The 20,199-nt window shown below is 55.9% G+C and carries 18 protein-coding genes and 1 other RNA gene; 13 read left to right on the forward strand and 6 right to left on the reverse strand.

The window, feature by feature from the left end; all coding sequences use genetic code 11:
* The first annotated feature begins 71 nt into the window (after nucleotides 1-71).
* Nucleotides 72-1,301 (forward strand): hypothetical protein, encoded by a 1,230-nt coding sequence (locus ABIE64_RS18780; RefSeq protein ID WP_354378236.1) that lies wholly within the window; start codon nucleotides 72-74, stop codon nucleotides 1,299-1,301.
* Nucleotides 1,302-1,328: 27 nt separating this feature from the next.
* Here ABIE64_RS18780 and ABIE64_RS18785 read toward each other — a convergent pair whose 3' ends face one another.
* From ABIE64_RS18785 to ABIE64_RS18800, 4 genes are all read right to left on the reverse strand, one after another.
* Entirely contained in the window at nucleotides 1,329-2,144 is an 816-nt protein-coding gene (locus tag ABIE64_RS18785) for a TIGR00282 family metallophosphoesterase (protein ID WP_354378237.1), read from the reverse strand.
* A gap of 110 nt (nucleotides 2,145-2,254) precedes the next feature.
* Nucleotides 2,255-2,415, reverse strand: a non-coding RNA gene (ssrS, locus tag ABIE64_RS18790) — 6S RNA.
* A gap of 59 nt (nucleotides 2,416-2,474) precedes the next feature.
* Nucleotides 2,475-2,816 (reverse strand): cell division protein ZapA, encoded by a 342-nt coding sequence (locus ABIE64_RS18795; protein ID WP_037990853.1) that lies wholly within the window; start codon nucleotides 2,814-2,816, stop codon nucleotides 2,475-2,477.
* A gap of 5 nt (nucleotides 2,817-2,821) precedes the next feature.
* On the reverse strand, nucleotides 2,822-3,088 hold the full coding sequence (locus ABIE64_RS18800) for a DUF4164 family protein (protein ID WP_007092439.1): 267 nt from the start codon (nucleotides 3,086-3,088) through the stop codon (nucleotides 2,822-2,824).
* Nucleotides 3,089-3,566: 478 nt separating this feature from the next.
* Here ABIE64_RS18800 and tkt point away from each other — a divergent pair, with 478 nt between their 5' ends.
* The 11 genes from tkt to ABIE64_RS18855 all read left to right on the forward strand — a co-directional run bounded on the left by tkt (nucleotide 3,567) and on the right by ABIE64_RS18855 (nucleotide 15,480).
* Nucleotides 3,567-5,549: a transketolase gene (gene tkt / locus ABIE64_RS18805; protein WP_354378238.1), complete on the forward strand. Its 1,983-nt coding sequence runs from the start codon at nucleotides 3,567-3,569 to the stop codon at nucleotides 5,547-5,549.
* 112 nt (nucleotides 5,550-5,661) lie between these two features.
* Entirely contained in the window at nucleotides 5,662-6,669 is a 1,008-nt protein-coding gene (gene gap, locus ABIE64_RS18810) for a type I glyceraldehyde-3-phosphate dehydrogenase (protein ID WP_354378239.1), read from the forward strand.
* 90 nt (nucleotides 6,670-6,759) lie between these two features.
* Nucleotides 6,760-7,194 carry a hypothetical protein gene (locus tag ABIE64_RS18815; protein WP_354378240.1) on the forward strand — a complete coding sequence of 145 codons (435 nt, stop codon included), beginning with the start codon at nucleotides 6,760-6,762 and terminating at the stop codon, nucleotides 7,192-7,194.
* A gap of 50 nt (nucleotides 7,195-7,244) precedes the next feature.
* Entirely contained in the window at nucleotides 7,245-7,895 is a 651-nt protein-coding gene (gene thiE / locus ABIE64_RS18820; protein WP_354378241.1) for a thiamine phosphate synthase, read from the forward strand.
* Between the two features lie 195 nt (nucleotides 7,896-8,090).
* Nucleotides 8,091-8,657: an elongation factor P gene (efp, locus tag ABIE64_RS18825; RefSeq protein ID WP_007092444.1), complete on the forward strand. Its 567-nt coding sequence runs from the start codon at nucleotides 8,091-8,093 to the stop codon at nucleotides 8,655-8,657.
* Nucleotides 8,658-8,711: 54 nt separating this feature from the next.
* Nucleotides 8,712-9,521: an inositol monophosphatase family protein gene (locus tag ABIE64_RS18830; RefSeq protein ID WP_007092445.1), complete on the forward strand. Its 810-nt coding sequence runs from the start codon at nucleotides 8,712-8,714 to the stop codon at nucleotides 9,519-9,521.
* Between the two features lie 264 nt (nucleotides 9,522-9,785).
* Nucleotides 9,786-11,051, forward strand: coding sequence for an OmpA family protein (locus ABIE64_RS18835; protein ID WP_354378242.1), 1,266 nt, complete (start codon nucleotides 9,786-9,788; stop codon nucleotides 11,049-11,051).
* A 12-nt stretch (nucleotides 11,052-11,063) separates the two neighbouring features.
* Nucleotides 11,064-12,248, forward strand: coding sequence for a hypothetical protein (locus ABIE64_RS18840; RefSeq protein WP_007092447.1), 1,185 nt, complete (start codon nucleotides 11,064-11,066; stop codon nucleotides 12,246-12,248).
* A 4-nt stretch (nucleotides 12,249-12,252) separates the two neighbouring features.
* Entirely contained in the window at nucleotides 12,253-13,416 is a 1,164-nt protein-coding gene (locus ABIE64_RS18845; protein WP_354378243.1) for a peptidoglycan -binding protein, read from the forward strand.
* A gap of 148 nt (nucleotides 13,417-13,564) precedes the next feature.
* Nucleotides 13,565-14,140, forward strand: coding sequence for a hypothetical protein (locus tag ABIE64_RS18850; RefSeq protein WP_354378244.1), 576 nt, complete (start codon nucleotides 13,565-13,567; stop codon nucleotides 14,138-14,140).
* Nucleotides 14,141-14,295: 155 nt separating this feature from the next.
* Nucleotides 14,296-15,480 (forward strand): benzoate/H(+) symporter BenE family transporter, encoded by a 1,185-nt coding sequence (locus ABIE64_RS18855; protein WP_354378245.1) that lies wholly within the window; start codon nucleotides 14,296-14,298, stop codon nucleotides 15,478-15,480.
* Nucleotides 15,481-15,535: 55 nt separating this feature from the next.
* Here ABIE64_RS18855 and ABIE64_RS18860 read toward each other — a convergent pair whose 3' ends face one another.
* Entirely contained in the window at nucleotides 15,536-15,976 is a 441-nt protein-coding gene (locus ABIE64_RS18860) for a VOC family protein (RefSeq protein ID WP_341363714.1), read from the reverse strand.
* A 418-nt stretch (nucleotides 15,977-16,394) separates the two neighbouring features.
* On the reverse strand, nucleotides 16,395-16,565 hold the full coding sequence (locus tag ABIE64_RS18865) for a hypothetical protein (RefSeq protein WP_341363713.1): 171 nt from the start codon (nucleotides 16,563-16,565) through the stop codon (nucleotides 16,395-16,397).
* A gap of 94 nt (nucleotides 16,566-16,659) precedes the next feature.
* Here ABIE64_RS18865 and ABIE64_RS18870 point away from each other — a divergent pair, with 94 nt between their 5' ends.
* Nucleotides 16,660-20,142, forward strand: a complete 3,483-nt coding sequence (locus ABIE64_RS18870; RefSeq protein WP_354378246.1) for an indolepyruvate ferredoxin oxidoreductase family protein — start codon at nucleotides 16,660-16,662, stop codon at nucleotides 20,140-20,142.
* Nucleotides 20,143-20,199 lie beyond the last annotated feature (57 nt).

Consider the following 20,199-nt stretch of genomic DNA (forward strand, 5'->3'; position numbering starts at 1 on the left):
ACAAAAGAAAACCCGATACAGTCTCAATTCAATATTTCTTTTAATACTGATAAGAAATAAGCGAGGTGATCTTGGCTAAGATTGGCAATTTTTTTATCGCAGGTGATGATGGCTTTGACGGTATTTACAAATCTGGAGTCTCTTATTCTCTAACCTCGGCCTCACCGGTATCAACTATTTTTCACATTCCGGATTCTGAGTGGATTGTTGAAGTTCAATCATCCAGCAAATACATCGTAGCAAGGACAACGTCGCGTTTATCTCACTCAGAAGTTCAATCGTTCGGGCTAAAGCATATCCAGCAATTTCTCGATATTTTATCAGTTCAAGGCATCATGTCTACGACCGTAAATGCCCCAGCGACTAGCAACATCTGCGTGCACACTAAAGACGAACAAACAATTCTAACAACCTACAACCAGTTCCCTATGCCTATGGGGATAAATGTCGAGATACAACATACTGACTCCGAGGGTAATTTAGTGCCTCCGACACCTGAACCTGTCCCCGTTTGGAATGAATCCTTCAGATACTACCGCCTTTCGCAATGCTCTGATGACTCGTTTGAAGCCTATAGAAATCTATTTCTAGCTTTTGAGGCGCAACTAAATAATTTGCACCCAAAGAAAAATAATGAAGGGGAAAGAAAGTGGTTAGAAAGAGCACTCACCATGATACACAAAAATATATCTTTGACTGAATTCGTCCCAAAAGGAGAATCACCTGTTAAATATATTGTGAAAACTCAATACCAAGATGTTCGCTGTAAGTTACAGCATGCAAAATTTCCAAAATCACACCTGCCTCACTCCTCCTTATCACCCACTTTAGTCAAAAATGCATATGGGCAGTTGCTACGTATCTGGAGAAAGATTTCAGGTTCATTTTTCAACATTAAAACTTCTGGAGGTGTTATCACCTACCAAGGCTTTGCGATTATGATGAAAAATGCTCTAACCGCAGGAGTCTCCACCCACTATACATCGGACCCGACACCAATTGACAAAACAGACACATTGGTCTCACCTCGCGGTAAGGTTACTGCTCAGTTTAACACTAGCTCCTATTTAGGAGAGGTCGACCTTGGTGTAGTTAGGATCAAGAGCTCAGAAGAAACTGAAATTGTCATCAACTCACTAGCCTCCCCTATATTCAGAGTATGCATAGTCCTACAATCCACGCTCCTCGCAGTTTCTTATCTGAAAGATGGATTAGAAATCTCAGGTGTGGACTGTTGGGAAAACGTAGCTGATTTAATACTTGTGAACTCACAACAGCCAAAAGATTACTTCGCCACGTGACGTATACGTTAGCGATATCGACAATATTCAGGCGCTGGGCCAGCTACCCTTAAGCCGCCCGCCGATCCGGACCGGCTCGATCCGTTTGGCAAGGCCGGTGGCATCGTCGGTTTCGACATAAACACCACACACCGTTGCCGGGCCGTCTGCCGGTTCGAACCGGCCGGTCGGCATTTTGGTGATGAATTTGCGGACCGAATTTTCCTTTTTCATCCCGATCACGGAATCAAAATCGCCGCACATGCCGACATCGGTCTGATAGGCCGTTCCACCCGGCAATATCTGGGCATCCGCCGTCGGCACATGGGTGTGCGTCCCCAGAACAAGCGATGCCCGCCCGTCGCAATGATGGCCAAACGCCATTTTTTCCGACGTGGTTTCGGCATGGAAATCGATGATGATCGCATCAACATTCTTGCCAAGCCTGTGTTTGGCAAAAAGTTTGTTCGCGCCCTGGAACGGGCACGAAAGCGGGTCCATGAACAACCGCCCCATCATGTTGACAACGCAAACTTTTTTGCCCGAACGGCTTTTGAAAACGTAATCGCCCTTGCCCGGTGTCCCGTCGGGGAAGTTCCACGGGCGCAGCAGTTTTTCATCTTCATCGATATAGGCAATGATTTCGCGCTGGTCCCAGACATGGTTGCCCGTCGTCAGGACATCCGCACCGGCATCATAGAATTCCTTGCAGATTTTCGCCGTCACACCAAAACCATGCGCCGAATTTTCCACGTTTACCACCGCGATATCGACCGAAAGACGGTCCCGCAGCATCGGTAACGCTTCAAGTGCTGCAGTACGACCGGATTGGCCAAGAACGTCGCCAAGATGGAGTAAACGCATTGTATTTCCCGTTTCGTCGCACGCCCGAAATCCGGACATGCCTGTAACCGATGCCCCTGTCAGACGCACCGATTGATGCACAACATAGATAAATTGGGGATATGAATTAAGTGGGAGCCACCGCTGCCGTTGGCCATGTGGTAATTCCTCGTGACCTGCGTGTGCAGGTGGGCGCCGTATAACGAGACCACGGCCTCGACAGGGACAGCTCCCTAGAGAAATGAGCATCGGCCCCGGGAATTAGCGAACCTGACGAACAGGGCAGCCCCCGATTTGCCGCTGCACCCGATCACCGCGAACGGCGCATCGAAAACAGTCAGCGTCCGGAACTTAGTCCTGCGAAAGCTTTTGCGCAATAGCTTCGATGCGAACAGCCATGCTTTCCATGTTTTCCGCAATCGCGTCACCTTCGGCCGCACTTACGCTGCCGGGTTCCGGTTCGACACTTGTCTGGCCCTTGCGCAATTTTTCATGCATGTCGCCCAGCTCGTCGGCAATCAGAAGACTGGTCATCACCAAAAGGCGCTGTTCGCCAATCTGACCAACCGCTCCGGCAATCTCTCGAACCCGCTCATCGACATATTGCGCAAGGTTCATCAGGCGTTCTTCCTGACCATCGTCGCAGGCAACATCATAGCTGCGCCCGTTAATTCGTACTGAAACCTGTGCCATGAATTTTATGCCTGCCTTTGTTCGCGATCATCATCAAGGACCAGACGCAACTGCCCCACGGCACCGTCAAGACGGGCCGAGACGGTCTGGGTTGCTGTTGCGAGCTTGTCATAATCCTGACGCACGGCTGCCAGCTGGCTTTTCAGGGTTTCGACTTCACCGGCAGCATCGGATTGATTTCCGATATCCTTGGCCATACGCGACTCCACGGCAGCATCAAGACTGTCGATGGCCGCTTTAAGTCGGATACTCGCTTCTAGCAAACGCGACATATTCAATATCCAGCTTTGTTAAACTACCCGGTCGGCACAGGCAAAACCCGTACCCAATCGCAAGATTGGCCACCCTGCCAACCGACTTTGTCATGAAAAAGGCTGATTTGTTGCCGAACAAACCCGTGGCATCAAATATCTGCCCCACGGAATAATGCCCGGAAACCGTATGGAAAAGCCCGTCATGACATGCGCAACGTTACCCGCACCGTTCACCGAACCGAAAGGATACAGGGAACGCCGGGCCAAACGGCAACATAGGGGGCAGGATCAGGACGCGTCAACATGCACCTTGGCAACCCGGCATGTTTGTCATTTTCGTTAACCACAATTAGGACAATTGGCGCAGTTTTTCGACAGAAGCGGTTGACGGATGCCCCCCGTACGGGCATGTTCCGCGCGAATTCCGTTAACATGGAATACATGTATCAAAAGTGTTTTCATCGCCCGACCGCGAAACCCCCAGGAACCGCATCCAATGACGACGCAAACAGAACACAACCGCATGGCCAATGCCATCCGCTTTCTTTCGGCCGACGCAGTCGAAAAAGCCAATTCCGGACATCCCGGCATGCCGATGGGCATGGCAGACGTCGCGACTGTTCTTTATACCAAATTCCTGAAATTTGATCCAAAGCACCCGCACTGGCCCGACCGCGACCGTTTCATCCTGTCCGCTGGTCACGGCTCAATGCTGCTTTATTCGCTTCTGCACCTTACGGGTTACGAAGATTTCGATCTGGATCAGATCAAGAATTTCCGTCAGATGGGTTCGCGTACTGCCGGTCACCCGGAATTCGGCCATGGTGCCGGTATCGAAACCACCACCGGCCCGCTGGGTCAGGGCATTGCAACCTCGGTTGGTTTCGCGCTTGGCGAACGCATCATGAATGCGCGCTTTGGCAATGATGTTGTCGATCACTTCACCTATGTGATTGCCGGTGACGGTTGCCTCATGGAAGGCATTTCCCAGGAAGCCATTTCGATGGCCGGTCACCTGAAACTGTCGAAACTGATCGTCCTGTTTGACGATAACGGCATTTCGATTGATGGCCCGACCTCGCTTTCGACGTCCGAAGATCACAAAAAACGTTTCGAAGCCGCAGGCTGGGACGTGCAGCAGATTGACGGCCACGATCCGGTCGCCATCGAAGCCGCGATTGCCAAGGCAAAAACCACCAATACCCCCTCGATGATCGCCTGCAAAACCGTTATCGGTTTTGGCGCCCCGACCAAGGGTGGCACCTCGGCAACGCATGGTTCGCCGCTTGGCGCGACCGAACTTGCCGGTGCGCGTGAAAAACTCGGCTGGACGTCTGAGCCGTTCGACATTCCCGCCGACATTCTCGGCGCATGGCGCAATGCCGGTGCGCGTGGCAAGGCCGATTTCGATGCATGGGGTGCGCGTTTCGAAAATCTCGAAGCCTCCCTCAAAGACGAATTCGAACGCCGCGTCGAAGGCAAACTGCCGGAAAACTGGATCGATGCGTTCAACGACTACAAAAAGCAGATCACCGCTGAACTGCCGAAAGTCGCAACCCGCAAATCGTCCCAGAACGTTCTTGAAGTTCTGACCAAGGCAATCCCGGAAATGATCGGCGGTTCTGCCGACCTGACCGGTTCGAACAACACCAAAACCGGCGTTCAGGCCCCGATCACCGCTGATGGCGGCTATCATGGCGGCTATATCTATTACGGTATCCGTGAACACGGCATGGCGGCGGCCATGAATGGTCTCGCACTCCATGGTGGTGTTCTGCCTTATGGCGGCACCTTCCTGGTCTTCACCGACTATTGCCGCCCGGCAATCCGTCTGTCGGCCCTGATGAACCAGCGCGTTGTCTATGTCATGACCCATGATTCCATCGGTCTTGGCGAAGACGGCCCGACCCACCAGCCGGTCGAACATGTCGCGTCCCTGCGCGCAATGCCGAACGTGACCGTCATCCGTCCGGCCGATGCGGTTGAAACCGCCGAAGCATGGGCAATGGCGATCACCAACGAAACCGGCCCGACCGTCATGGCGCTGACCCGTCAGAACCTGCCGACCTTGCGCACCGAATACCGCGAAGACAACCTTGTCGCGCGCGGCGGTTACGTGATTTCCGATTGCGACGGTGATCGTCAGGTCACCCTGATCGCGACCGGCTCCGAAGTCGAAATTGCCGTAAACGCCCAGGCGAAACTCAAGGCCGACGGCATCAATGCCGCCGTCGTCTCCCTGCCAAGCTGGGAACTGTTCGACGCACAGTCACCGGAATACCGCAAGGAAGTCCTTGGCGACAAACCGCGTATCGCCATCGAAGCCCTGTCGGTCTTCGGCTGGGAAAGATACGTTGGCGACAACGGCAAAGTCATTGGCATGCACGGCTTTGGTGCCTCGGCACCGGCCGAAGTCCTTTACGAGCATTTCGGCATCACCGCCGAGGCGCTGGTCAAGGCGGCCAAAGAACTCGTTTAATTCAAGGGGCCGGATCGGTAATATGCCGATCCGGCCTTTTTTCTATGGGGTTAAACCCCAAGCCGTGATTGATACTCCCCAGGTACCAATCATCATAATTTTGGAGGGATGAATGGCTATTCGCGTAGCGATTAATGGTTTTGGTCGTATTGGCCGTCTGGTTCTGCGTGCCATCGTTGAAAGCGGCCGTACCGATGTTGAAGTCGTGGCCATCAACGACCTGGGTGACGTCGTCGCCAACGCACATCTTCTGAAATACGATTCCGTTCATGGCGTTCTTGCCAATGACGTCAAAGCCGAAGGCAACGACCTTGTCATCGACGGCAAGGCGATCAAGGTCTGCTCGGAACGCGACCCGGCGAACCTGCCGTGGGGCGCTCTGAATGTCGATATCGCATTCGAATGCACCGGCATCTTCCTTGACGAAGCGGGTGCCGGCAAACACCTGACCGCCGGTGCCAAACGCGTTCTGATTTCCGCCCCGGCAAAGGGCGACATCAAAACCGTCGTTTACGGTGTCAACAGCGACAGCCTGACCGCATCCGACATCATCGTTTCGAACGCGTCCTGCACCACCAACTGCCTGGCACCGGTTGCAGACGTTCTGAACAAGACCGTTGGCATCACCAAGGGCTTCATGACCACCGTTCACGCCTTCACCGGCGACCAGAACACCGTCGACAGCCTGCACAAGGATCTGCGCCGCGCCCGTGCAGCATCGCTTTCGATGATCCCGACCTCGACCGGTGCGGCCAAGGCCGTCGGTCTGGTTCTGCCGGAACTCAAAGGCAAGCTTGACGGCACCGCCATCCGTGTCCCGACCCCGAACGTTTCGATGGTTGACCTGACCTTCGTTGCCGGTCGCGACACCACGGCTGATGAAATCAATGCCGCGATCAAGGACGCCGCAAACGGCCCGCTCAAAGGCGTTCTGGGCGTTTGCGAAGCTCCGCTGGTCTCGATTGACTTCAACCACAACCCGAACAGCTCGACCTTTGATGTCACCCAGACCCAGGTTATCGGCGGCAACTTCGTCCGTATCCTGTCCTGGTACGACAACGAATGGGGCTTCTCGAACCGTATGTCTGATACCGCCGTTGCAATGGCAAAGTTCCTTTAATCGGAACTTGAAGGTATCTATCCGGATCAGGGCGGCCTTCGGGTCGCCCTTTCTGTTTGGCAAATCCCGACCCGGTGATATTTTGCCCCGATGAAAGACACCACAAACCTTTTCATTCGCATTCATGGCATGGCAGGCGGGCAATCGGCCTGCCGCGTTGCAGGGCGTGCGCGGATCAATCTGCTGTCGCCGGAAAATGCCGGGGCGTCGCTTGGTGCACAATGGTTTGCCACCCTGATCGCCAGATTACGAACCGACTTTCCCGATGCCCTCATCCACGGCATCCTTGATTGTCGCGGACGTCGCGCATCGGCCTTGGCCGCGATGGAGGCCGGAATTGATGCGGTCCTGCTCGATGACGATCTGCCCGATGATCTGAAAGCCCGGCTTGAAAATCTCGGCTCAAAATCGGGATGCCAGATACGCACCGCCCTGCCCGACCCGGACCGGATTTACGAAACCGGTGACGATCATCTGCCCGATGCGGAACTTGACCGTCGCCTTGCGGCGTTTTTGGCTGGGTGATTGCCAAAAGGGTGATGAAACGTTACATGATACGCAGTTTTTGATCAGGAATGACCATTGTGAACGCAGACGACCAAACCGGCCTTTATCTTCTGACACCGCCCAAAATCGATCTGGCCGTATTTCCGGACCGCCTGAAATCCGTGCTTGATACCGGTGCGATTGATTGTTTGCAGCTGCGTCTCAAAGACGTTTCCGATGATGAAATCCGCAAGGCGATTGATGCGATCCTGCCGCTGTGCTCGGACCGCGACATTCCCCTGATCCTTAATGACCGCCCTGACATTGCCAAAAAATCGGGCGTTGACGGTGTGCATGTCGGCGAAGAAGACGCCAGCTACGACGAAGCGCGCGCCATCATGGGCGAAGAACACATTGTCGGCGTGTCCTGTTATGACAGCCGCCACCGCGCCATGGAGCTTGGCGAAAAAGGGGCCGATTACGTCGCGTTTGGCGCGTTCTATCCGACCCAGACCAAAGAAGCCAAAACCAGCGTCACCCCCGAAATCATCGAAATCTGGACGACCTTTACCACGGTGCCCTGTGTCGCGATTGGCGGCATCACGGCCGATAACCTTGGCCCGATTGTCGAAGCCGGTGCCGATTTCATTGCCGTCACGGGCGGAGTCTGGAACCATCCGGACGGTCCCGAGGCCGGGGCGAAGGCAATCAAGGCCGCGATTGCTGCTGCTTCGGACTGAAATCCAGCCCGGTTTATCCCCTTTTTACCGCAGGGATTTGGCGACAGCCATGCGCGAATGACGGTTTGCCATGCACGCAAACCCTGATCAATCTGCTTGCAGCAAATTCGCCAAACTGGTAGTTAAGCCCGACTTTAATGGGACGGGTGTCCCGCTTACATCGTGAATCTGTGATCTGAAAGAACGGTTGGTGCCATGAAAATCAACGGCAACGAAATCCGTCCGGGTAACCTTATCGAACATAAAGGTGCCCTGTGGCGTGCGGTAAAATGCCAGGCTGTGAAGCCGGGTAAAGGCGGTGCGTTTAACCAGGTTGAACTCAAAGACATTCGTACCGGCACCAAGCTGAACGAACGTTTCCGGGCTTCGGAAACCGTCGAACGTGTTCGTCTGGAACAGAATGAATATACCTATCTGTTTGCCGATGGTGACATGATCACCTTCATGGACAGCGAAACTTTCGAACAGATCACAGTCAATTCCGACCTGATCGGCGAGCCTGCTGTTTTCCTTAAGGACGGGATGGTTGTTACCATCGAATCCTTCGAAGGCGAACCGCTTGCCGTGACCCTGCCCGAACATGTTGTCTGCCAGATCGTCGAAGCCGACGCGGTTGTCAAAGGGCAGACCCAGTCTTCTTCCTTCAAGCCGGCCGTTCTTGATAATGGCGTTCGCATTCTCGTTCCGCCGCATATTGAATCGGGTACGCGCGTTGTCGTGAACACGACCGAATGCACCTATCTCGAACGTGCAAAAGACTAAGGACATTCGTCCTTGGGCCTTCCTTTTTTACTTTCAAACACCGGGAGATGAGCCGTGCGTGGCGCCGCCCGTCGTTCAGCTAATATCAATGTCATGTTCAAGGCCGTCGAAAAGGCGGCCTATGGACTTAAACGCGACTTCGGTGAAGTCGAAAACCTTCAGGTATCGATGAAGGGCCCGGCAGATTTCGTCTCTGCGGCCGATCACCGTGCCGAAAAACGTCTGCGCGAAGAACTTGAACGTTCCCGTCCGGGCTATGGTTTCCTTATGGAAGAAGGCGGCGAAATCAAGGGCTCCGATCCGGAGCACCGCTGGATCATCGATCCGCTTGATGGCACCACCAACTTCCTGCACGGCATTCCGCATTTTGCGATTTCCGTGGCCCTGCAAAAGGGTGACGAAATCATCGCTGGCATCATTTACGATGTCGCCAAGGATGAATTCTTCTGGGCCGAAAAAGGCGTTGGCGCCTATCTTGATAACCGTCGCCTGCGTGTTTCGGGCCGCCGTCGTCTGAACGAATGCGTTCTGGCATGTGGCGTTCCCCATATCGGGCATGGCGATCACGCCGCGTTTGAAAAGCAGCTGCATTCGGTCATGGATCGTTGTGCCGGTGTGCGCCGCATGGGTGCCGCATCGCTTGATCTGGCCTATGTCGCCGCCGGTCGCTTTGACGGTTACTGGGAATCTCATCTTAACGCGTGGGATATCGCCGCAGGCCTTCTGATGATCACCGAAGCAGGCGGCTATGTCCGCGATGCCAAAGGTGGCACCAACATGCTTGGCACCGGCAGCGTCGTTGCCGCCAACGACTATATCCAGCCCGTGCTGGCCAAGACGCTTAAAAAAGCCGTTACCGAGTAAGTATCAGCTTTTATTACCGTTTTTTGAAAGGGCATCCCTGCTTTCGCACGGATGCCCTTTTTGCATTCACGTGCATGTGCCGGTCAAAGCGGTTGTTCATCATCAAGCTCTAAGCTATGGTACTTGCCGTCTGATCATGGATTTATCCGCGTGAGCAGACCGGGGTGGCACGCCAAACAAAACGATGTGCCAAAAGATCGACACAAAACTGTGCGTTATAAAAAAACGTGTTCAAACACAGGGTAACAAGGGGCCTGCGATTTGATGATGGGGTATTCCAAGATTTCGGTGCTGGCATTCATGGCCGCACTGGGCGGTAACGTGGTTGTCAGTGGCGGAGCATCCGCACAGCAATACACCCCCGTATCCGTTGACAGCAACGTACAGGTAAACTGGGATGTTGCCGACGGGTTTGGCGGACAACCGACCGTACCGAACTATCTTTCACCCTCGGTTCCGCGTGACCATATTTCGATTGCCGGCAGCGACCTGATCTATCCTGAAACCCGCCCGCATTCAGAATTCCTTGCCGCCGACCGCTTTGCGCAGGATACCGGTGGCGCAACCTATGGCGACGGATTTGAAACCGTTGTCATCGACGGTTCGGGCAGCAACGACGTTCCGACACAATCGCAGTTTTATGGTGTCCCCGGTGTCACCACCAGCCCATCCTACGATGATGGCGCAAATCAGGTGATCGCCCTTAACCGGCCCGAACCCACCGCCGCACCGCGCGCCAAACCGGCCAGCCCGGCCGCCGCACAGGCAACCAGCGGCAGCGCACCGGTCCCGCTAGGCAAACCGACCCCGGCCCCAAAACCGGCCCCTGCGCCAGTTGCGGAAATGGCCGAGGCCCCCAAGGCCGAACCGGCCCCGAAAGTCGAAACAAAACCGGCCGAGGTCGAGCCACCCAAAGCCCCGCCGCTTCCGGCCGAGGAAACCAAACAGGCACCACCGCCGCCCGCACCTGAGCCGGTTGTACCGAACAAATCAAACGTGCCAGACGCCCCAAGCCCGGCACCTGACACTACGACCTCGCCGCAGGAAATGCTGGAACAGCGTTCCGACAGCCAACCGTCGGCACCAGCTGCACCGGCACCGGTTGCAACTGCGCCGAGCACACCTGCACCTGCACCCACACCCGCACCGAAACCGGCTGCGGAAACCGCCGCTGTTCCGCCTGCGGCCAAGGACCCGGTTGCATCCGCACCATCTGGTGCCGGTGAATACAGCCTTGCCTTCGGTTCCGGCAGTTTCGAGCTGAACAACGCCGCCCGCACCCAGCTTGACAGCATCGTCAAGAACATGGGCAGCGATGAAAACATGCGTATCCAGCTTCAGGCCTATGCCGAAGGTGATTCCAACAACGCCAGCAAGGCACGCCGTCTGTCGCTTTCGCGTGCCCTGCAGGTCCGTTCCTACCTGATCGACAAAGGTGTGCGGTCCACGCGCATCGATGTCCGTGCGCTGGGCGCCAATGTGCCGTCCGGTCCGGCTGATCGTGTCGATATCAAAACCGTTCAACGCTAGGATTGACCCGTCATGAGCAATAATTCGGCCAACGGCATGGCAACCCTTCCTGTCGTGACCAAACCGGGAAGCTACCTGACGCGGATGGGGATTTTCATCGCCATCATCGCCGCCGTCGGTGCCTTGCTGTTTCCGGCACTTTCCGATGCGTTCATGGCCAACGCCGTTCTGAACGGACTGATCCTTGGCGTGTTTGTTGTCGGTGTGATCTATACCTTCCGCATGGTTGCTGGCCTGTCGGCCGAAGTCACCTGGATCGAAGATTTCCGTCGCAACCGTCCGGGTCTGACGTCTCAGGTCCCGCCGAAACTGTTGCTGCCCATGGCTCGCATGATGGCCGAACAGCGCCGCGACCGTCCGCAACTTTCGACCATGGCGACCCGCACCATTCTGGACTCGATCCGTTCGCGTCTGGATGAAAGCCGCGAACTGTCGCGCTATGTTGTCGGCCTTCTGGTCTTCCTTGGCCTGCTTGGCACCTTCTGGGGCCTGCTTCAGACCGTCAACTCGGTTGCCAATGTCATCGGTGATGTCAATGTTGGTTCGGGCCAGAATATCGATCTGTGGTTCAACGAACTGAAACAGGGCCTTGCCGAGCCGCTTGGCGGCATGGGAACGGCGTTCTCGTCCTCGCTCTTCGGTCTGGCCGGTTCGCTCGCCCTTGGTCTGATCGACATGCAGGCCGGTCAGGCCCAGAACCGCTTCTTTAACGAACTTGAAGAATGGCTTTCGGGCTTTACCCGCCTGTCTTCGGGCGGTCCGGTTTCGGACGGGGAACAGTCGGTTCCGGCCTATCTTTCGGCCCTGATCGAACAGATGGCCGATAATATGGAAGGGTTGCAAAACTCGATCCAGCGGTCCGAAAGCTCGCAGATCAAATCGCATAACACCCTGATCGACCTGGCCGACAAACTTTCGACCCTGACCGATCAGATGAAGGCCGAACAGCAGCTTATGGTCAAGCTGGCGGAAAACCAGATGCATCTGAAACCCGTGCTTGATCAGCTTTCCGATTCGATGAAAATCGGCAGCTTCGGCATTGATGACAATACCCGCGCCCATATCCGCTCGCTCGATAACACCCTTGCCCGCGTTGGCGAGGAACTGACCATGGGCCGTCAGCAATCGACCCAGGAAATCAGAAGCGAGATCAAGCTTCTGGCCCGCACCATCGCCGCGATCGCCGAGGAGGGCTGATCGCATGACCGGGTTGTCACGCCGCCGAAATCGCGACGTCAACACCTGGCCTGGCTTTGTTGATGCCCTGGCCACGCTGTTGATGGTGATCATTTTCCTGCTGATGATTTTCGTCGTCGCACAGGTCTATCTGGGTGCTGCCCTTTCGGGACGTGATCAGGCATTGAATGACCTGACCGCACAGGTGAACGAGCTGACCAATCTTTTGTCGCTCGAACGCACCAACAATCAGCGCATGGAACTCGAACTGACACAGCTCACGACCGAACTTTCCAACACCAGTGACCAGCGCGACGATTTGCGCGACCGTGCCGCCGCCCTCGCAAGCCAGCTTTCCGCCGCCGAACTGTCTGCGGACGAGATGGAAAAGAAACTTCTGGCAGCGCTTGCCAATCTTGAGGAAAAAGAGGCCGAGCTCAGCACCGCACGCGAAAAAGCCGACGAACAGCTTGCCGATCAGGAAACCCGCATCGACGAACTTTCCGCCCTGCTGGCCTCGCGCGCCGCCGAACTCGAAGACGAGAAAAAGCTCAGCACCGAGGCACAGGCACAGGTCGCCGCCCTGAACCAGCAGATGCTGGCCCTGCGTCAGCAGCTTGCCCGCATCGAAGCCGCCCTCGAAGCGTCCGAGCGCGAGAACGAAGACGCCCAGGCCCAGATCGTCAATCTCGGGCAGCGCCTGAATGCCGCCCTTGCCACCAAGGTCGCCGAATTGCAGCGTTATCGTTCGGAATTCTTTGGCCGCCTGCGCGAAGTTCTGGGCGACCGTCAGGATATCCGCGTGGTGGGTGACCGCTTTGTCTTCCAGTCCGAAGTCCTGTTCACATCCGGCTCCGCCGATCTTGGCGAAGACGGTCAGGAACAGCTGGCAAAGCTTGGCGATACCCTGAAAACCATTTCGGCCGAAATCCCCGATGACATTGACTGGGTCATGCGCGTTGATGGTCACACGGATAAAGTTCCGATCCGTAACCTGAAATTCGCGTCAAACTGGGAACTGTCGGCGGCACGCGCCATTTCGGTGGTCAAATTCCTGATCGAACGCGGTGTGCCGCCAAACAGGCTGGTTGCTGCGGGCTTTGGCGAATATCAGCCGCTTGATAACCGCGACGACGAAATCGCCTATCGCCGCAACCGCCGTATCGAATTCAAGATCACCGAACGGTAAGACCGGCACCATAAAGATCACCAACGGCACCCCATGCGGGTGCCGTTTTTGTTCTGGCATCATTCCAACATATTGAAAAATTTGCGGAACCAATCGGCGCATCGGCACGTTGGTTAGACAGGGAGCCTTTCAATAAAAGGAGGCCACAATGTCCATCCTCAGGACCCGAAACGAAACCGTTGGCGTTTTTCATGACCTTCCTGCCCTGCAAAAAACCGCAGAGGATCTGGAAGAAGCCGGCTTCAAACATTCCGATCTAAGCCTGCTTGCAACCGAACGCACCATCGAAGACAAACTGGGCCATGTCTATCGCAAGGTCGAAGATATCGATAACGATCCCGACATGCCCCCGCTTGCCTATACCGCCCCCACCCCGATTGGCAATGCGGAGGGCGTCTTGGTCGGTGCCCCCATGTATGCCGCCGCCTTTGGTGCCGCAGGCGTCATGATTGCCGCGGGTGGCCCGATTGCACCAACCATTGCCGCCATCGTCGGTGCCGGTGGCATCGGTGCTGCGGCCGGCGGTGTGGTCGCCGCCATGATCGGCAAAAAATATTCCGGCGAATTGCAGGACGAGCTTGATGACAACGGGTTGTTGCTATGGGTTCAGACACCCGACGACACAACGGAAAACCGCGCCAAAGATATCCTTGCCCGCCATCAGGCCAAACTGATCGGCACCCACGAGGTGGCAACCCCGCACACCAAGCGCGACATGCTTTGATCACCTGCTCTGAATAACCGTCTACAAAAGAAGCCCCCGGCAAAGGCCTGCGGGGCTTTCTTTTTTTCTGGTCTGTATCGCACGATCCCACTAAATTCACCCGCTCTGCCACCGCATTTCCCATCCATCCGTTTTACCTGTTTGACGGAGCCACCATGCTGCGCGATATCTCGCCCCAAAATCTGTTCATGGGCATTCTTGCCGCCTTTGTCGGATCGGCCAGTTCCTTTGCCGTCGTCCTTCAGGGGCTTGGTGCCGTTGGCGCAACGCCCGATCAGGCAGCATCGGGCCTGATGGCGCTATCGGTCGCCATGGGTCTGTGTTCGATCTATCTGTCGCTACGTACCCGCATGCCGATCAGCATCGCATGGTCCACCCCCGGCGCGGCATTGCTGGCAACGTCCGGTGCAATTGACGGCGGTTTTGCCGTGGCCGTCGGGGCGTTTATCATTTGCGCGATCCTGATCATCATCTGCGGCATCTGGAAGCCGTTGGGCCGTGCGGTTGCCGCCATCCCCGCCCCGCTTGCCAATGCCATGCTGGCCGGTGTGTTGCTAGGCCTGTGTCTGGCACCGATCAAGGCGGTTGCGTTCAATCCGCTTCTGGGCCTGCCGATTGTCATTGCCTGGCTGGTGGTCGGGCGGATCAATCGCCTGTTTGCCGTGCCTGCGGCCTTGCTGGCCTTCATCATTGTCATGGTGGTCGGTGTCGAATTCCCCGAAAACACGCTTGGCAGTCTTGGTGGTGCCATCGTGCCGCCGGTCGAATTCGTCATACCGGAATTCACATTGGCCGGTCTGGTCGGCATTGCCCTGCCTTTGTTTATCGTCACCATGGCATCACAAAACATTCCCGGCACGGCAGTTTTGCGCGCCAATAACTACGATACCCCGCCCGGTCCGCTTTTTGCCACCACCGGCTTTTTCTCGTTACTTGCGGCCCCCTTTGGCGGGCACGCCGTCAACCTTGCCGCGATCATTGCCGCCCTGTGTGCGGGCGAAGATGCCCATCCCGATCCGAAAAAACGGTATTGGGCGGCGGCCTTTGGCGGGGTGTTTTACATCCTGTTCGGCTTGCTGGCCGGGCTTGTCACCGCATTTGTCAGTCTCGCCCCCTCGATCCTGATCGAAGCGGTCGCAGGCCTTGCCCTGATCGGGGCGTTTTCCGGATCGGTGGTTGCCGCCTTCAAGGATGATGACGCCCGCGAAGCCGCCGCCGTAACCTTCCTTGTCACCGCCGCCGGTCTATCCTTTTTCGGGGTTGCCGGGGCGTTCTGGGGATTGCTGGCCGGGGGGCTGATCTATTTCCTGACCCATCTGCGCAAACACAAAGCCAGTTAAATACAAAAGGCCCTGCTGATAACCGGCAGGGCCTTTTTTAGTGCCGCAGTTAAAATCATTCCGGCTGCGGGATCGTCAGATTACCCTTGGCATCCAGTTTCCAGAACGGGTTATACGCCACTTCCCAGGCATGCCCGTCCGGATCGCGGAAATATCCGGAATACCCGCCCCAGAACACCTTTTCCGCCGGTTTCTGAATGACGGCACCGGCTTTTTTCGCCTCTGCCATCACCGCATCAACTTCGGCCTCGTCCCGTGCGTTATAGGCAATCGTCAGACCGGCAAAACGGGCACCGGTATCATCCTCAAACTGCCCGTCCTTGATCAAATCTTCACGGCCAAACAGGCCAAGCGCCAGCCCGTTGGACAGCTGATAGAAAACCACCTGCCCCTCGACCATCTCGCTGACTTTCCAACCAAGTCCGTCCTCGTAAAAACGCCGCGACCGGTCAAGGTCGGCCACGCCAAGTGTAATCAGCGATACACGTTGATCCATTTCATGCTCCAACTCTCAGGGTCAAGGCCCATTAATTTGTTTGAAATGGTCAATCAGATTTGTGCGGATACGCGAAGCAAAACCACAGGAAGATGTGCATCTTTCAAGGTTTTGCGACAAAGTAGCCCGTGCAAATCCGATTGATCCGAAGGACAGGTGTTATATTTGCGAACTCCCGCGTCAAAGCCCTTGTCCGGGATGCCGCCCGCACGTCAGGCTTTTCCTTGGATTTCGCAAATATAACACCTGCCATTCCAATCAAATTAATGGGTCTTGACCCTAAAGCACCCAAAACCCGCGCCGACCTTAACACCCGACTTTGATGTTGCCGAGGATAGACTCGATCACATCGGTAATTTTGCACCGCAGCACGACCGCAATAAAATTGCGCGCAAATCGGTACCGGAATAAGTAAATATCAAGTTGACCCAACGTCAACCAGTGCAATCAGGCGTTTTGCACATTGCAATGCGAGTTGATTTGAAAAAAGGTCAGCATTCATTACCATTATCCTGTCAGACAGCGATCCGTCCCGACCAAACGCCAAAGCCGGAACGCCAATGACAGCAAAGAGAATTTTACGGGCCATACCAAAACCCTGCGCGTAAACTTATATCAATAAAAGCAGCGCAACTGGCCCACGCGACCCCGCAATCAGAGAGAGATCCCGAGGGAGACTGGTCATGGCACAATTGGCGGCAATTAGCCTTGATGACAAATATACGCTTGAAGAAGGCCGGGTCTATTTGACCGGTATCCAGGCGTTGGTTCGATTGCCCCTGATGCAGCGCCAGCTTGACGCGCGCGCAGGCCTGAACACTGCCGGATGCATTTCCGGTTATCGCGGATCACCGCTGGGCGGCCTTGATCAGCAGCTTTGGCGCGCCAAGAAATTCCTGACCAGACAGCAGATCGAATTTCAGGCTGGCGTAAACGAAGACCTCGCCGCCACCGTCGTTTGGGGCAGCCAGCAGGTCAATATGTACAAGGACGCCAAATATGATGGCGTCTTTGGCATGTGGTACGGCAAGGGGCCGGGTGTTGACCGCTCAGGCGATGTTTTCAAACACGCCAACTATGCCGGTACGTCAAAACATGGCGGTGTTCTGGTTCTGGCCGGTGATGACCATTCCTGCAAATCATCCACCCTGCCCCATCAGACCGAATATGCTTTTATCGATGCGCAAATCCCGGTTCTGAACCCGTCGGGGGTGCAGGATATCCTTGATTTCGGGATCCACGGCTGGGCCATGAGCCGCTATTCCGGTTGCTGGGTCGCGATGAAAACCATCGCCGAAACGGTTGAAAGTTCGGCTGCGGTCGATGTCGCGCCTAATCGCATCACGCCGATCATCCCCGATAATTTCGACATGCCCGAAGGCGGGCTCCATATCCGTTGGCCCGACACGCCAAAGGATCAGGAACACCGCCTGATGAAATACAAACTCTATGCCGCCCTTGCCTATGCGCGCGCCAACAAGCTGAACAAAACCGTCATCGACAGCCCGAATGCACGGCTTGGCATCATCACGACCGGCAAGGCCTATCTTGATGTCATGCAGGCATTCGATGACCTTGGCATATCCGAGGCCGATGCCGCCAAGATCGGTATTCGCGTGCTGAAGGTCGGCATGAGCTGGCCGCTCAACCGCGACGATGTGCGCGAATTTGCCATGGGGCTTGAGGAAATCATCGTCGTCGAGGAAAAACGCGCGGTGATGGAAAACCAGGTCAAGGAACAGCTTTATAACTGGCGCGAAGATGTCCGCCCGACCGTGATCGGCAAATTCGATGAAAAGGGCGAATGGATTCTGCCCTCGATGGATGAACTGACCCCGGCGCGCATCGCGGTTGTCCTCGCCCAGCGCATCAACCGTTTCTATGACAGCCCGAAAATCCACGAACGCATCGACTGGCTGGAACAGAAAGAACGCGAAATCGCCGAACCACGCCCGGATGTCGCGCGCATTCCGTGGTTCTGCCCGGGCTGCCCGCATAACAGCTCGACCAAGGTCCCCGAAGGCAGCCGTGCCATGGCCGGGATCGGGTGCCATTACATGGTCAACTGGATGGACCGTTCGACCGAAACCTTTACCCATATGGGCGGCGAAGGTGTCACCTGGATCGGGCAGGCCCCGTTTACCAACACCAAGCACGTCTTCCAGAATCTGGGCGATGGCACCTATTACCATTCCGGGTCGCTTGCGGTGCGTGCCGCCGTCGCGGCCGGTGTCAACATCACCTATAAAATCCTGTTTAACGATGCGGTCGCCATGACCGGCGGCCAGCCGGTTGACGGTCCGCTGACCGTGCCGCAAATCACCCGCCAGATGGCCGATGAAGGGGTGAAACGCATCATCGTTCTGTCCGATGAACCCGATAAATATCCGGTCGCATCGCATTTTGCCGATGGTGTTGATATCCGTCATCGCGACGAACTGGAAAACACCCAGAAAGAACTGCGTGAAATCGAAGGTGTCACCATCCTGATCTTTGATCAGACCTGTGCGGCTGAAAAACGCCGCCGTCGCAAACGCAAACTGATGGTCGATCCGCCCAAACGGGTCTTCATCAACGATCTGGTCTGCGAGGGTTGTGGCGATTGCGGTGAAAAATCCAACTGTCTGGCCGTCGTGCCGGTCGAAACCGAATTTGGCCGCAAGCGCGCCATTGACCAGTCCGCCTGTAACAAGGATTTCTCCTGCCTGAATGGCTTCTGCCCAAGCTTTGTCACCATCGAAGGCGGATCGCTGCGCAAACCCGAAGCCGCTGCCAAAAGCGGTAATGCAGGCGATGCCATCTTCGCCAGCCTGCCGCGCCCGACCCTGCCCGATATCACCGATCCATGGTCGGTTCTGATCACGGGCGTTGGCGGCACGGGTGTCGTGACCATCGGGGCCCTGCTTGGCATGGCCGCCCATATCGAGGGCAAGGGCATTGTCGGTCTTGATATGGCGGGCTTGGCGCAAAAAGGCGGTGCGGTCGTAAGCCACATCCGCTTTGCCGATACGCAGGAAAAACTCCATGCCGCCCGCATTCCGGCGGGCGAGGCCAATGTGGTGCTGGGCTGCGATCTTCTGGTCGCGGCAAGCTTCGAAGGCCTTGCCAAGATGCGCCGCAACTTTACCCAGGCCGTGATCAATACCCATGAAACCGTCACCGGTGCCTTTACCCGCAACCCCGATTTCCAGTTGAAATCAAACGAGCATATGAAGGTCATCTCGGACGCCTGTGGTGCGGATGCCGTGAACTTTGTCGAAGGCAGCGATATCGCCACCCGCCTGATGGGCAATTCGATTGCCACCAACCTGTTCATGCTGGGTGTTGCGTGGCAGCGCGGCCTGATCCCGATCACCGAAGAAGCCCTGATGCAGGCGATTGATCTGAACGGTGTCGCGATTGATATGAACAAGCAGTCCTTCTATTGGGGCCGCCTGTTTGCCCATGATCCGAAACGCGTCCTTGATGTCATCGGCCCGAACGAGGCAGAGGCACATCCGATTGCCACCACGCTTTCGGAAATTGTCGCCAAACGCAAAGCCTTCCTGACCGATTATCAGAACGCAGCCTATGCCAACCGGTTCGTCGCACTGGTCGACAGGGTTGCGGCGGCTGAAAAACGCCTTGATGATGGCGATGATCTGGCCCGGACGGTGGCGAAATATTACTTCAAGCTGCTCGCCTACAAGGACGAATATGAAGTGGCCCGCCTTTATACCGATCCGGCTTTCAGGGCCAAACTCGCCAAAAACTTCACCGGCGATTACAAAATCCGTTTCCATCTCGCCCCACCGGCCTTCGCCGACAAGGACCCGGAAACCGGCCATCTGAAAAAGCAGGCCTTTGGCCCCTGGATGATGAGCGCCTTTGGCATTCTTGCCAAATTCAAATTCCTGCGCGGCACGGCAATCGACCCGTTCGGTCGTACCCATGAACGCAAAATGGAACGTCAATTGATTGCCGATTACGAGGCACTGGTGGACGAGGTCATCAACGGTCTTAATCACGACAATGCCCGCATTGCCAACGCCCTTCTGGCCCTGCCCGAACAGATCCGTGGTTACGGCCATATCAAGGATCGCAATATCGACAAGGTCAAAACCCGCAAGGCCGAACTGCTTGAACAGTTCCGCAACCCGCCGGAACATCTGAAAGCCGCCGAGTAACGAGGCCTTCCAAAATCAAAGGGGCCGCATGATCAGATCAGCGGCCCCTTTGTTTGA

This window comes from Thalassospira sp. MBR-102 (assembly GCF_040549275.1).
Lineage (GTDB): Bacteria > Pseudomonadota > Alphaproteobacteria > Rhodospirillales > Thalassospiraceae > Thalassospira > Thalassospira xiamenensis.

Coding starts and splice junctions, on each gene's coding strand:
- ABIE64_RS18785 (WP_354378237.1), bottom strand. CDS start 2,144: ATGCGTTTACTCCATCTTGGCGACGTTCTTGGCCAATCCGGTCGTACT.
- ABIE64_RS18795 (WP_037990853.1), bottom strand. CDS start 2,816: ATGGCACAGGTTTCAGTACGAATTAACGGGCGCAGCTATGATGTTGCC.
- ABIE64_RS18800 (WP_007092439.1), bottom strand. CDS start 3,088: ATGTCGCGTTTGCTAGAAGCGAGTATCCGACTTAAAGCGGCCATCGAC.
- tkt (WP_354378238.1), top strand. CDS start 3,567: ATGACGACGCAAACAGAACACAACCGCATGGCCAATGCCATCCGCTTT.
- gap (WP_354378239.1), top strand. CDS start 5,662: ATGGCTATTCGCGTAGCGATTAATGGTTTTGGTCGTATTGGCCGTCTG.
- ABIE64_RS18815 (WP_354378240.1), top strand. CDS start 6,760: ATGAAAGACACCACAAACCTTTTCATTCGCATTCATGGCATGGCAGGC.
- thiE (WP_354378241.1), top strand. CDS start 7,245: ATGACCATTGTGAACGCAGACGACCAAACCGGCCTTTATCTTCTGACA.
- efp (WP_007092444.1), top strand. CDS start 8,091: ATGAAAATCAACGGCAACGAAATCCGTCCGGGTAACCTTATCGAACAT.
- ABIE64_RS18835 (WP_354378242.1), top strand. CDS start 9,786: ATGATGGGGTATTCCAAGATTTCGGTGCTGGCATTCATGGCCGCACTG.
- ABIE64_RS18840 (WP_007092447.1), top strand. CDS start 11,064: ATGAGCAATAATTCGGCCAACGGCATGGCAACCCTTCCTGTCGTGACC.
- ABIE64_RS18845 (WP_354378243.1), top strand. CDS start 12,253: ATGACCGGGTTGTCACGCCGCCGAAATCGCGACGTCAACACCTGGCCT.
- ABIE64_RS18850 (WP_354378244.1), top strand. CDS start 13,565: ATGTCCATCCTCAGGACCCGAAACGAAACCGTTGGCGTTTTTCATGAC.
- ABIE64_RS18855 (WP_354378245.1), top strand. CDS start 14,296: ATGCTGCGCGATATCTCGCCCCAAAATCTGTTCATGGGCATTCTTGCC.
- ABIE64_RS18860 (WP_341363714.1), bottom strand. CDS start 15,976: ATGGATCAACGTGTATCGCTGATTACACTTGGCGTGGCCGACCTTGAC.
- ABIE64_RS18865 (WP_341363713.1), bottom strand. CDS start 16,565: ATGGCCCGTAAAATTCTCTTTGCTGTCATTGGCGTTCCGGCTTTGGCG.
- ABIE64_RS18870 (WP_354378246.1), top strand. CDS start 16,660: ATGGCACAATTGGCGGCAATTAGCCTTGATGACAAATATACGCTTGAA.